10 protein-coding genes are annotated in these 13260 nt (G+C 42.3%); 4 read left to right on the top strand and 6 right to left on the bottom strand.

Translation table 11 applies throughout. The annotated features are described in order from the left end of the window. Positions 1–7 precede the first annotated feature (7 nt). Positions 8–1987 carry a MacB family efflux pump subunit gene (locus MST17_RS13400; RefSeq protein WP_180026034.1) on the bottom strand — a complete coding sequence of 660 codons (1980 nt, stop codon included), beginning with the start codon at positions 1985–1987 and terminating at the stop codon, positions 8–10. A gap of 2 nt (positions 1988–1989) precedes the next feature. After that, positions 1990–3333 carry a MacA family efflux pump subunit gene (locus MST17_RS13395; RefSeq protein WP_180025988.1) on the bottom strand — a complete coding sequence of 448 codons (1344 nt, stop codon included), beginning with the start codon at positions 3331–3333 and terminating at the stop codon, positions 1990–1992. Positions 3334–3847: 514 nt separating this feature from the next. On the opposite strand from MST17_RS13395, the gene MST17_RS13390 reads away from it, so the two are divergent. Next, a complete protein-coding gene (locus MST17_RS13390; protein WP_180007206.1) occupies positions 3848–4297 on the top strand; it encodes a bacteriohemerythrin in 450 nt (149 codons plus the stop codon). Here MST17_RS13390 and holA read toward each other — a convergent pair. The 4 genes from holA to MST17_RS13370 form a co-directional block, all read right to left on the bottom strand. Further along, positions 4294–5292: a DNA polymerase III subunit delta gene (gene holA / locus MST17_RS13385; protein WP_180007207.1), complete on the bottom strand. Its 999-nt coding sequence runs from the start codon at positions 5290–5292 to the stop codon at positions 4294–4296. The genes MST17_RS13390 and holA overlap by 4 nt on opposite strands. 9 nt (positions 5293–5301) lie before the next feature. Beyond that, the gene (gene lptE, locus MST17_RS13380; protein WP_078192675.1) at positions 5302–5835 is read right to left on the bottom strand and encodes an LPS assembly lipoprotein LptE; all 534 of its coding nucleotides are present in this window, start codon (positions 5833–5835) and stop codon (positions 5302–5304) included. A gap of 201 nt (positions 5836–6036) precedes the next feature. Next, positions 6037–8658, bottom strand: coding sequence for a leucine--tRNA ligase (leuS, locus tag MST17_RS13375; RefSeq protein WP_180025987.1), 2622 nt, complete (start codon positions 8656–8658; stop codon positions 6037–6039). A 128-nt stretch (positions 8659–8786) separates the two neighbouring features. Next, complete coding sequence (locus tag MST17_RS13370) at positions 8787–9083, bottom strand: DUF4124 domain-containing protein (RefSeq protein ID WP_373683082.1); 297 nt, start codon at positions 9081–9083, stop codon at positions 8787–8789. 744 nt (positions 9084–9827) lie between these two features. Here MST17_RS13370 and MST17_RS13365 point away from each other — a divergent pair. The 3 genes from MST17_RS13365 (at position 9828) to ilvC (ending at position 13169) form a co-directional block, all read left to right on the top strand. After that, on the top strand, positions 9828–11555 hold the full coding sequence (locus MST17_RS13365; RefSeq protein ID WP_168378448.1) for an acetolactate synthase 3 large subunit: 1728 nt from the start codon (positions 9828–9830) through the stop codon (positions 11553–11555). Beyond that, positions 11552–12043, top strand: coding sequence for an acetolactate synthase small subunit (gene ilvN / locus MST17_RS13360; RefSeq protein WP_078189625.1), 492 nt, complete (start codon positions 11552–11554; stop codon positions 12041–12043). Before MST17_RS13365 ends, ilvN begins: the two co-directional genes overlap by 4 nt. A gap of 109 nt (positions 12044–12152) precedes the next feature. Next, the gene (gene ilvC / locus MST17_RS13355; protein WP_078192867.1) at positions 12153–13169 is read left to right on the top strand and encodes a ketol-acid reductoisomerase; all 1017 of its coding nucleotides are present in this window, start codon (positions 12153–12155) and stop codon (positions 13167–13169) included. Positions 13170–13260: the final 91 nt, after the last annotated feature.

Genomic DNA, 13260 nt, shown 5'->3' with positions numbered 1-13260 from the left:
TAATTCCTTATTCGCGAGAAAGCGCATCGACAGGGTTAAGCTGTGCGGCATTACGTGCAGGAATAAAGCCAAACACAATACCAATCATACTTGAGCAGACAAATGCAGCAACGATAGACGTCGTTGAATAGGCCATTTGAAATGTTCCACCGGCAAAATGACTAATCAATTGTCCAATACCTAAAGATAATAAAACCCCAAGCACACCGCCTAAGATACACACCAACACCGCCTCAATCAGGAACTGTTGCAGAATGTCACTTTGACGTGCACCCACGGCCATACGCACACCAATTTCTTGGGTACGTTCAGTCACAGAAACCAACATAATGTTCATGACCCCAATACCACCGACGACCAATGAAATCACGGCAATCGCAGACACTAATAGGGTCATTGTTGCCGTGGTTTGTTGAATGGTTTCGCGGATACTATCGGAGTTCTGTGTAAAGACATCTTGCGCGCCATGACGTTGTACCAATAAGCTTAAGATGGCGTTCTCAGCAGCAGCACTTGGATATTCATCTTTCACTCGGACAATGATGCTACGTACATTCGACTGACCTAACATACGACTCATGACCGTTGAATAGGGTAAATACACATTCAGGCTATCTGAGTTGCCCATCATGCTTTTTTGTTCTTCGATCACGCCAATGATACGGCTCGGCACACTGCCTAACAAAATGACTTGACCCACAGGGTTGGTGCCATCGGCAAAGAAAGTATTTTTAGTATTACTATCAATCACCACATCTTGCGCTTGCTCAGTCACACTTTCTTTATCAAAAGGTTGACCAGAAGCGAAGTTCATTCCTTTGACATAGAAGAAATCTTCACTCACGCCATTCACTGTGGTCGACGCTTCAGTGTCTTTAAAACGTGCTGTAACAGATGAATTGACTGAAGGACTAACGCCATCGACATAAGGCTGTTCAGCAAGGGCCGTCGCATCGGCAGGAATCAATGTTTTGGCTTGGGATGATCTGGAATTATCACCAAAGCCTCGACCTTGATAAACCGTAATGGTATTGGTTCCCAAGCTGCTGATATTTTCTAAAATTTGCTTTTGCGAACCATTACCCAAGGCCACCACTGAGACCACAGAGGCAATACCGATAATAATCCCGAGCATGGTGAGGAAGGTCCGCATCCGGTGTGCATTCATGGCAAGGATCGCCATACGGAATGCTTCACCAAGACGGTCAACGGCAGAGCGCCAACTCGAGGTTTTTTTCTGGGTGTTTGGAACGAGTTGTTGCTTTTCTAAAGGTTCATCATCTGTTTCAGGCACATTGGGCTGATCTGAAATGATGTTACCGTCTGAAATTTCAATAATTCGAGTCGCATTTTTTGCAACATTATGATCGTGCGTGACCAAAATAATGGTATGACCTTTGGCATTGAGTTCGCGTAAAATCCGCATCACTTCAATACCACTATTCTTATCCAATGCACCGGTGGGTTCATCGGCAAGAATAACGTCACCACCATTCATGAGGGCGCGGGCAATCGACACACGTTGTTGCTGACCACCCGAGAGTTGGCTCGGACGGTTTTGAGTTTTTTCACCCAATCCTAGGTCGGTCAGCAGTTGCTTGGCACGTGCATTACGTTCGGTTGCATCTGCACCGGCATAGATAGCGGGAACTTCGACGTTACCCGCAGCATTCAAATCACCGAGTAAGTGATAACGCTGGAAAATAAAGCCGAAATATTCACGGCGTAACTGTGCCAGTTCATCAGGTTCAAGTTCACGGGTTTCACGCCCCTTGACCTTGTAACTGCCTTTGGTTGGCTTATCTAAACACCCCAAAATGTTCATGAGGGTAGATTTACCAGAACCGGACTGACCTACAATCGCCACCAGTTCACCTGGGTAAATCTCAAGATTAACCCCTTTTAGAATCTGGACTGTGCTTTCACCAGCAGGGAATTCACGAGTCAGATTCTTGACCTCGAGTAGAGGCGTCTGATTTTGACTCATCATTACATTCTCATTGGGCCGCCGCGATTACTGCGTTTTGCAGAATCATTACTAGTGTCTGAACCGTCGGCAATCACGACTTGATCACCTTGTTTTAAGCCACGAATCACTTGTGCGGTCACACGGTTATTTAAGCCAAGTAATACGGGTTGAGGTTGCGCAGCGCCATCCGCTTGTAATACACGCACCATGGCAACGCTCGCTTTACCTTGTTTGACCAGTGCCTTTTCAGCTTCAGTCAGTTCTAAACCTTTAGGACGATTTGGATGGTCTTTGTTCGATTTAGCTTCTGCGTTGGCATTTTTATCCGCAGATTGACCATCGGTAGACGTATTATTTCGGCTACGTTGTGGACGGTTTGAGGTTTGTACGGCAGCGGCAGGTACCGTTAAGACATTCTTGGCTTCATCTAAAATGATATACACCTGAGCGGTCATATCGATACGCAATTTGCCATCTTCATTTGGGACATCAAATAACGCATTGTAGTAAACCGCAGTACTTGAAGACGAAGAGGTATTGCTGTTGCTTTCGGTGTTAATTGAATTTGGTGCAGGTTCAACTTGGCGCAGGGTAGCATAGTGTTTTGTTTCACTGTCGCCCAACGTCGTAAAGTAAACACTTTGACCTTCTTGGACTTTCATGACATCGGCTTCAGAAATTTCAGCTTTAATGGTCATGGTGTTGAGTTTTGCCAATTTCACAATGGTTGGTGCACTTTGGTTGGCGTTTACGGTTTGACCTTCTTCCGTCACAATCGCCACGATGGTGCCATCCATGGGTGCAACAATTTGTGTATAGCCTAAGTCTTCTTTTGCAGTCGCTAAAGTTAAGCGCGATTGTTCGATTTGTGCATCAATGGCTGCAATATCAGCTTGTGCGGTTTTATAGCTTGCTAGCGCAGATTCTAGTTCTGCACGACTGGTCGCATCTTGAGCATACATCGCTTGTTGACGCTTATATTCAGCATCGACTTTGGCTAAATTTGCATTTTTTACTGCCAATTGCGCTTGTTGATTTTTAATACTGGCTTCGGCTGTTTTGAGGTCATTTTCCTGACGCACTGAATCAATTTGGGCAATCAATTGACCTTGTTTTACTTCATCGCCAAGTTGCACATACATTTTTTTTACTTGACCTGAAACCTGCGCTCCTACGCTGACCATTTTAGTTGCTTCAAGCACACCAGTGGCAAGCACTGAGTTTTCAATATCCCCACGGCTGACTTCGGCCGTAATGTACTGAGGTTGCTCTTGTTTTGGTTTGAAAAAATGCCATGCTGTGACAGCGATCGCCAGAGCAGCGATGATGGCTACGATCAATTTTGCTGGTTTTATTTTTGGCATGATTGGCAGTAAAGCGTTAAGAAAGTTATTTGAATTATAAGAGTTAAATACGGATAAATTGTGAATATTTTAGCAAAGAAGTAATGATTATTATTTCCCTTTAGGCTTTCCGATTGATATGAAGGGACTTAGCAGAATCTGTAAACAGACTCATTCTACTGCGTAAAATAATTTTTTAACTGTAACTAAATGCCAATTAAAGTACAAAAAGCATATTTCATGCCTATTTATTTGAATCTAATTTCAAATTAGAAAAAAGTTGAATGAAAATTAAAAAAAGTGGTGCTATAAAGCTTTTTTGTAGCCTATGTTAATGATATTAAAATAAAAATATGCATTGTGTTTGTGCTTTAGTGTGCACAGTTTTTGTTGAGCGTGTGTGATTTTTTGCAATAGTCTTGTTCTAAAAATGCAGCTAAGATCAAAACCCATAAAAAAATTATGGGTTTAATGATAAGTGGTTTTTTTTCATTAAATATACAAAATAAAATAGGAATATAAGTCGGGGTTAGATATGGAATGGAATGAAAAATATAATATCGGCATTGATGTTATTGATAATCAACATCGCCAGATTTTAGATTATATCAATACGTTGGAAGCAATCCTCGTGAATGGCAGTCGAGAGAAAATCAAAGAGGTTTTGGATGATTTGATTGACTATACACAATCGCATTTCAGCTTTGAAGAAAATTTATTGGAACAGGTACATTATCAGTATTTGCCGTCTCATCGTGGGATTCATGAGCATTTTGTGAGGCGACTGAATGAGTATCGAACCAAATTTGAAAATGGTGTTTCGGTTGAACAAGATTTATATCGTTTATTGTCTAAATGGCTGATTAATCACATTCAGCATGATGATCAAGATTATGTAGATTCAGTGCGAGACAATATGCTGCACTATCTGCGCTCGCAGGAACAGAAAAAAGGCAAAAGTTGGTTTGCTCGCTTTTTTAGTTAAGTCAACAGGGACGGAAATAACCTTTTACCGCACATCTGAGCAATGGCTTGCATAATCAGATGTTCGGCATTTTCATGTCCCAAACCTTTAATCGAGGCATCTAAACGTAACAACAGGGCAGGCCACGTCAAAAACTCATTGGCATTTAAACGGCGTAAAGCTTGTTGATACAGCCCGACCTTGGTCTTCCAAATGCCAATTTGTAAGGCATTTTGTGGTTGCTCAAACAGTTGCATCAGCAAGCGCATTTCCTTGCTGATACTCCATAAAATGAGTGACATCGGCTCACCAGATGCAATCAAATATTGAAAAATTTTAATTGATTGCGCCAAATTGCCTTGCAGCATTGCATCATTTAAATCGTAAGTGGTGTAGCGTGACTGATCTTGTAAGCAAGAGTACAGATGATCAATCTGAATCATCTCTGCTTCAGGAAAAGTATCTACGACACGCATTAAACTATTTTTTGCCGCCAGTAAATTGTGCTCATGATGCTGTTCTAGCCATTGCCAAGCATCATTGGCGAGTTGAATGCCAAGCTTTTGCGCCTCGGTGGCTAAGATTTGCTGACGATCTTTAGGGTAGTTTGCAGTCAGTGCAACATTGACTCCATTGGCATCAATGGTTTGGAAAAAACTGGTCTTTAAACTCGCACTGTCTTGCTTCGGCATGACCACGAGCAGCAAGTTACTTTCATTTTGCTGCAAATAGCTTTTTAACAGTTTTAGTCCATTGGCATCGGGTTTAATGCTGCCATGTGCCTCAATTGCCAGTTGACTGGAAAATAATGACAAGCTATTTAAAGCATTAAAGACATTTTTCCAATCAGCAGCAGAGCTAATGTCATACCGTTGACGCTCGACTTCTCGAGTGTTCCAACTCTTACGAAATGCATCCAGGAGATTTTGTTCAAGTAAAGGCTCTTGACCATGCAGCACCCAGGCACCTTGCGCTTCATCTACACGTTTTAATGCCTGAAGATAGTCAAGTTTCATAAATCAAAATTACTCAGCTTTGGTCGGTGCAGTTAGTGGGTTTGCTTTCGGTAAGCGGTTTGATGAAATTTGGCGCACGATCTGTTGTGCAATGTCATCAATAATCACTTGTTTTAAATATTTTTCTTCTTGGTCATCGGTGTTCACGGTTGCAACGTCGTATTGGTAGCTACGTGTTGCCATCAATGTACGGGGTTCAGTTACAGGATTGCCTTGAGCATCTTCAATTTGGAACGTCACGTTTAAGCGCAATAAAGTCTCAACCAATTTACCATTGAGTTCTAAACGTCGCGGAGTGTAATCCAACACATGTAAGACATATGCATTTTGATTATTACTCAATTGCACGCCTGCAGAACCTAAATAAATCGCTAACTTTTCATGTAAGTCATCCGTATCTTCAGGAAGTGCCAATCGCATATTGGAATAGGCCACAGGTACAGCAGCAGGGTTGGTGCCTTTTAAATGAAAACCACAACCGACCATGCCTGCGCTCAGGCCCATAGTTAATACAATTGCAGCAACACGTTGAACCAAGTGCATAAAGTGTCCTCTGTTTCCCGAAGGGATAATGTTGAAATCCTGTGTGGATTGTAAAGTCAAAGCCCGTTGACTGGCAACGGGCTTTGTTTGGGAATTGTTTTTTAATCCCTCCCGACCTCCCTTTAAAAAAGGGAGGAGACCCGATTTTTTATTGGGAGCGGGAAGTCCCCCTTTTGTAAAGGGGGATTTAGGGGGATTAAATTAAACCACCAAATTCACTAATTTATTCGGCACCACAATTTCTTTCTTGGTTGGACCAGTCAAGAATTGTTGAACTTCAGGTAATGCTTTTGCTTGTGCCAGAATGTCATCTTTAGAGGCCTCGACAGATACTTCTAATTTGCCACGAAGCTTACCGTTCACTTGCACTACAATCGTTTGTGTATTGCGAGTCAGCGCAGATTCATCTACAGCAGGGAAGCGTGCTGATGTTAATTCGATACCAAACTCAGCCAATAAGGTTTGGCTTAAATGTGGCGCAAAAGGAGCAAGTAAAGTTAGAAGGGTAATGATTGATTCACGTGCAACGGCAACGTCATTGTCATCTTTGGCTTCAAACTTATTGTTTGCATTCAAAAGTTCCATCATCGCAGCAATGGCGGTGTTGAAGGCATGACGACGTGCAATGTCATCACCCACTTTTTGAATGGTTTCGTGTGTTTTACGACGCAAGTCTTGTGCAGCGGTAGATAGTGTCGCTTTGTCGATGTTTGCAGCAGAGTTGCCTTGTTCAAGGAAACCAGATGCTAGGCGCCATACACGTTTTAAGAAACGGTTTGCACCTTCAACACCTGCGTCAGACCATTCAAGTGATTGATCTGGTGGTGCAGCAAACATCATGAATACACGTGCAGTATCTGCGCCGTATTGGTCAATAATGGCTTGCGGGTCGATACCGTTATTTTTCGATTTCGACATTTTTTCTTGACCGCCAACCACGACGTCTTGACCATCACCTTGATATTTCGCAGAAATGATACGACCTTTTTCATCACGTTCTAAATCGATGTCAGCAGGGTTAAACCAAGTTTTCTTACCTGACTCTGATTCACGGTAGTAAGTATCCGCAAGAACCATACCTTGAGTAAGCAAGTTGGTGAATGGCTCGTTCCCTTGTACCACACCTTCATCACGCATCAATTTGTGGAAGAAGCGTGCATAAAGTAAATGAAGAATTGCGTGTTCAACACCACCGATGTATTGGTTCACAGGTAACCAAGTTTGACCCGCTTCAGGTTTTACCATACCGTCAGTGAAATCTGGAGATGCATAGCGTGCATAGTACCAAGATGATTCTACAAAGGTATCCAAAGTATCTGTTTCACGACGAGCATCGCCACCACAGCATGGGCAAGTGGTTTCATAGAACTCAGGCATTTTGTTGAGTGGATTGCCTGAACCGTCTGGAACCACGTCCGTTGGCAATACAACTGGAAGTTGTTCTTCAGGTACTGGAACCTGACCACATTTTTCACAGTTGATCATAGGAATTGGACAACCCCAATAACGCTGACGAGAAACACCCCAGTCACGTAAACGGAATTGAACTTTCGAGTTGGCAAGTCCAGTCGGTTCTAATTTTGCAAGGAATGCATCATATGCACCTTGTAAATCTAAACCATCAAATTCGCCTGAATTCACCAGTTTGCCTTCTTTAGAACCGTACCATTCTTGCCAAGTTGTTGCGTCAAAGTCTGCATCGTCTGCACCTTTGGCATCAATCACTTGCTTAATGGTTAAGCCATATTTATTCGCAAACTCGAAGTCACGTTCATCGTGTGAAGGCACTGCCATCACCGCACCTGAGCCGTAAGACATTAATACGTAGTTTGCGATCCAAACAGGAATTTGTTCGCCAGTAACAGGGTGTTTAACAAATAAACCTGTTGCCATACCTTTCTTTTCAGCAGTCGCAAGGTCAGCTTCAGCAACAGAGCCCATACGACATTCTTCAATAAATGCAGCAAGTTCTGGGTTGTTTTCCGCAGCTTTAAGTGCCATTGGGTGCTCTGCTGCAACTGCAACATAAGTCACACCCATTAAGGTGTCAGCACGAGTTGTAAATACAGTTAAACCATCTGCGTAAATATCTGGATTCGCTGAAGGGAAGGTGATTTCCATACCCTGTGAGCGACCAATCCAGTTACGTTGCATGGTAAGAACTTGCTGTGGCCAGCCGTCTTTTAATGTGTCTAGATCGTCAAGTAATTCTTGTGCATAGTCAGTGATGCGGAAGTAGTACATTGGAATATCACGTTTCTCAACCAATGCACCTGAACGCCAGCCACGACCATTTTCAACTTGTTCGTTTGCTAAAACAGTTTGGTCTACAGGGTCCCAGTTCACTGTAGAAAGCTTACGGTAAATTAAGCCTTTTTTATAAAGCTGAACGAATAACCATTGTTCCCAGCGGTAGTATTCCGGTGTGCAAGTCGCAAATTCACGATCCCAATCTACAGACAAACCAAGCTTTTTCAACTGGTCACGCATGTAGGCAATGTTTTCAAAAGTCCATTTTGCGGGTGCCACCTGATGTGCAATTGCCGCGTTTTCAGCAGGCAAACCGAAAGCATCCCAACCCATGGGTTGTAGCACAGTTTCACCTTGTAAACGGTGGAAACGGCTGATCACATCACCAATGGTGTAGTTACGCACATGACCCATATGCAGTTTGCCACTTGGATAAGGGAACATAGAGAGGATATAACGACGTGGTCCTTCTACTTGGTCGGCAACTTTAAAGGCTTTGCGATTTTCCCAGTCTTGTTGGACTGTAGGTTCAATCGCACTGGCTTGATATTCAGGGTCAATGTGAGTAGTCATAAACGTAAATAGAAATAACGGTTAAAAAGTTTGTGCTACAGCATAGCGCAAAATACGCCTAGAGTGAATTTTGCGATGCTGCCTAGATGTAAATAATTTAAGTCGATATAGCAGGACTTTGGCGTGAATTATTGTGCTGCGGCAGCTACCGCTTGAGCTTGGCGGAGTGCTGCATTGGCTTCGCGTTGTTGTTCTGCTTGTTGCTCATTTTGTTCATTCGACTGTTCGGCTTCACGTGAAACCTCTTCTTGGTTTTTTGCTGGAGTTGATTGCGTAGTCGTTGTTGCGCCATAGGTATTTACTTTACCTTTACGCTGCGCATTTTTTGGCGGTGGCGTGGTGGTGTAATGCGTTGAACCTTTAGCATCCACCCATTTGTAATATTCTTTCGCTGAAAGGTCCAAACTGGTCAGGCAAAACGCCATGCTAGATAAAATACAGGCAGTTCGTGCAATCGTCGTCTTCATCATAAATTCAGTCCCAAAGTTATAGTGATCATGCAAAATTATGCTGAAAATTTTGCGCTTTTTTGACAGCAGAATCTATGCATTTTTTAGCACAAAGGATAAAAGGGGCATCGCGTGGGATGAGTAACTTTGTGAATGATGAATTGTGGAATTAATGAGCAATAAAAATGTTGGGTTCTTATGATCCAATCCATGCATTAAGTTGAAAGTGAGGCAATTGAATGAAAAACCCACAGCCATTCATTTAATTTATTTATTAGATTTATAAAAGTATTTTATTAAATACATGCTAACTGGTTATAAATAAACAAACTACAAAGAATGCAAAGAAAGAGAGAGTGCTTAAAAAACAAACGGTCTGTAAGTAATCAGAAAAAAGCCGATTTTTAAACTTGACTTTAATGGTTGAAACTACAAAAATGCTGTCTTTAGTTTTATATGCCTTAGATCGATCACCCTTCGAATGAGTGCATTTTAGCAATGGACTTCTTCTCTAGCCGAGAGGTTGAACAAAGCCAACAAAATATGTTTATCCCAACATGTTTTAGACCCCATATTGCTCAAACAGCAAGCAGGTCAGATTTTTTTCTTATTGCTATGAAAACTATGAAATTTGTGTGCTATAACAGAGCACACAGTTAATGAATTAACCACGACAAATGCCCTCCATTTGTGCGTGAAAAAAGATTAGGGTGAATCACGTTGGAACTTTTATCTGGTGGTGAAATGCTCGTACGCGCTTTAGCGGACGAAGGCGTTGAACATGTTTTTGGATACCCAGGCGGCGCAGTACTGCATATTTATGATGCGCTATTTCAACAAGAAAAAATCAATCATTACCTAGTGCGCCACGAGCAAGCTGCTGGTCATATGGCTGATGCTTACTCACGTGTCACAGGTAAAACAGGTGTCGTACTGGTGACATCTGGTCCGGGTGCAACAAATACCGTAACTCCAATTGCAACTGCCTATATGGACTCAATCCCAATGGTGATTTTGTCAGGTCAGGTTGCAAGCCATCTTATCGGTGAGGATGCGTTCCAAGAAACGGATATGGTTGGTATTTCGCGCCCAATCGTAAAACACAGCTTCCAAGTACGTCATGCAAGCGAAATCCCTTCGATTATTAAGAAGGCATTTTATATCGCTTCAAGTGGTCGTCCGGGTCCTGTTGTCGTTGATATTCCAAAAGATGCAACGAATCCTGCAGAGAAATTTGCTTACGAATATCCTGAAAAAGTGAAAATGCGTTCGTATCAACCGCCGCATCGTGGTCACTCAGGTCAAATTCGTAAAGCAATTGATGAATTGATTCATGCTAAACGCCCAATTATTTATTCAGGCGGCGGTGTGGTTCAAGGCAATGCTTCTGCACAGTTGACAGAACTTGCACATTTACTGGGTTATCCAGTAACCAGTACCTTAATGGGTCTTGGTGCGTATCCGGGCAATGATGAACAATTCATCGGCATGTTGGGTATGCATGGTACTTACGAAGCCAATATGACGATGCACAATGCAGATGTGATTCTGTGTGTGGGCGCGCGCTTCGATGACCGTGTAACCAATAATCCAGCGAAATTCTGTCCAAATGCCAAAGTCATTCATATTGATATAGACCCAGCAACGATTTCAAAAACAATTATGGCGCACATCCCAATTGTGGGTGCAGTAGAGCCTGTATTGACTGAAATGTTGGCTCAATTAAAGCAATTGAATGTGTCTAAACCAAATCCAGAAGATATCGCGGCTTGGTGGAAACAAATCAATGAATGGCGTCAAGTTCATGGTTTGAACTATGATAAACCAACTGATGGTTCAATGAAGCCACAGCAAGTTGTTGAAGCGTTGGATAAAATTACCAATAGCCAAGCCATCATTACTTCAGACGTTGGTCAACACCAAATGTTTGGTGCGCTTTACTACAAATACACACGTCCACGTCAATGGATCAACTCAGGTGGTCTAGGAACCATGGGTGTAGGTTTGCCATATGCTATGGCAGCAAAACTTGCCTTCCCAGATCAACAAGTAGTGTGTATTACTGGCGAAGCATCGATTCAGATGTGTATCCAAGAACTTTCTACATGTAAGCAATATGGCTTGAATGTAAAAATTCTATGCTTGAATAACCGTGCATTAGGTATGGTTAAGCAATGGCAAGACATGAACTACGAAGGTCGTCACTCAAGTTCTTATGTTGAGTCACTTCCTGACTTCCCTAAATTAATGGAGGCGTATGGTCATGTAGGTATTCAAATTGACCATGCAGATGAACTCGAGTCGAAGCTTGCTGAAGCGATGGCGATCAATGACAAGTGCGTGTTTATTAACGTGATGGTTGACCGTTCAGAGCATGTATATCCAATGTTGGTTGCTGGCCAGTCAATGAAAGATATGTGGTTAGGCAAAGGAGAGCGCACACAATGAGACATATTATCTCTGTACTTGTAGAAAACGAAGCAGGTGCGCTTTCACGTTTGGTAGGTTTATTCTCTCAGCGTGGTTATAACATTGAGACATTAAACGTAGCGCCAACAGAAGATCCGACGCTTTCGCGTTTGACTTTAACCACGTATGGCGATGAGCATAAAATTGAACAAATCACCAAACAACTCAACAAGCTTGTCGAAGTTGTTAAAGTTGTTGATTTGTCTGAAGGTGCTCATATTGAACGTGAATTGATGTTAATTAAAGTCAAAGCACTTGGTTCAGCGCGCGCAGAAATTAAACGTACTGCGGATATTTTCCGTGGACAAATCGTAGACGTAACACCAACGACATATACCATTCAAATCGCAGGTACAACTGAAAAGATAGATGGTTTTATTGATGCCTTAGCTGAAAATACAATTCTAGAAGTTGTACGTTCAGGTGTTTCAGGTATCGCACGTGGCGAAAAAGTTTTAACTATCTAATTTTATATATTCACCTCACTCCTATGGGTGAGGTACTTGAAACGTGAATAATCAAACAGAATCACGGTATCAAGTTAAAGGAAACAAAAGCATTTTAGCGGAGACAGCAATGCAAATTTTTTACGATAAAGACACAGACTTATCTATCATCCAAGGCAAAAAAGTAGCAATCATTGGTTATGGTTCACAAGGCCATGCTCATGCGCTTAACCTTAAAGATTCAGGCGTTGACGTAACTGTAGGTCTACGTGCTGGTTCTACTTCTTGGAAAAAAGCTGAAAATGCTGGTCTTAAAGTTTCAGAAGTTCCTGCTGCTGTAGCTCAAGCTGACTTAGTTATGATTTTGACTCCAGATGAGTTCCAATCACAACTTTACCGTGACGTAATTGAGCCAAACATCAAGCAAGGTGCAACGCTAGCATTTGCTCATGGTTTCTCTGTTCTTTATAACCAAGTTGTTCCACGTGCTGACCTTGACGTAATCATGGTTGCTCCAAAAGCGCCTGGTCATACTGTACGTTCAGAATTCCAACGTGGTTCAGGTGTACCTGATCTTATCGCTGTTCACCAAGATGCTTCTGGTAATGCACGTAACGTTGCGCTTTCTTACGCTTCAGGTGTGGGTGGTGGTCGTACTGGTATTATCGAAACTTCATTCCGTGAAGAAACTGAAACTGACCTTTTCGGTGAGCAAGCAGTTCTTTGTGGTGGTGCTGTTGAATTGGTTAAAATGGGCTTCGAAACTCTTGTTGAAGCTGGTTATGCACCAGAAATGGCTTACTTCGAATGTCTACACGAACTTAAATTGATCGTTGACTTAATGTTCGAAGGCGGTATCGCGGACATGAACTACTCAGTATCAAACAATGCTGAATATGGCGAATACGTAACTGGTGTTGAAGTAATCAACGAACAGTCTCGTGAAGCTATGCGTAATGCGCTTAAACGTATTCAATCTGGTGAATACGCGAAGATGTTCATCCAAGAAGGTGCGTTGAACTACCCATCTATGACTGCTCGTCGTCGTCAAAACGCGGCGCATGGTATCGAAGTAACTGGTAACAAGTTACGTGCGATGATGCCTTGGATCCAAGCGAACAAAATCGTTGATAAAGAGAAAAACTAATTTCTTGAATCAATTGATTTGAATACGAAGACCCACTCATTTTGAGTGGGTTTTTTAATATCTAAAGTTACGTGCCTTAAAAATAGAAAAG

Origin of the sequence: Acinetobacter sp. YH16056_T (genome assembly GCF_024605895.1) — a bacterium.
In the GTDB taxonomy this organism is placed as follows: Bacteria; Pseudomonadota; Gammaproteobacteria; order Pseudomonadales; family Moraxellaceae; genus Acinetobacter; species Acinetobacter amyesii.
This window is presented reverse-complemented; position numbering and strand designations above follow the sequence as displayed.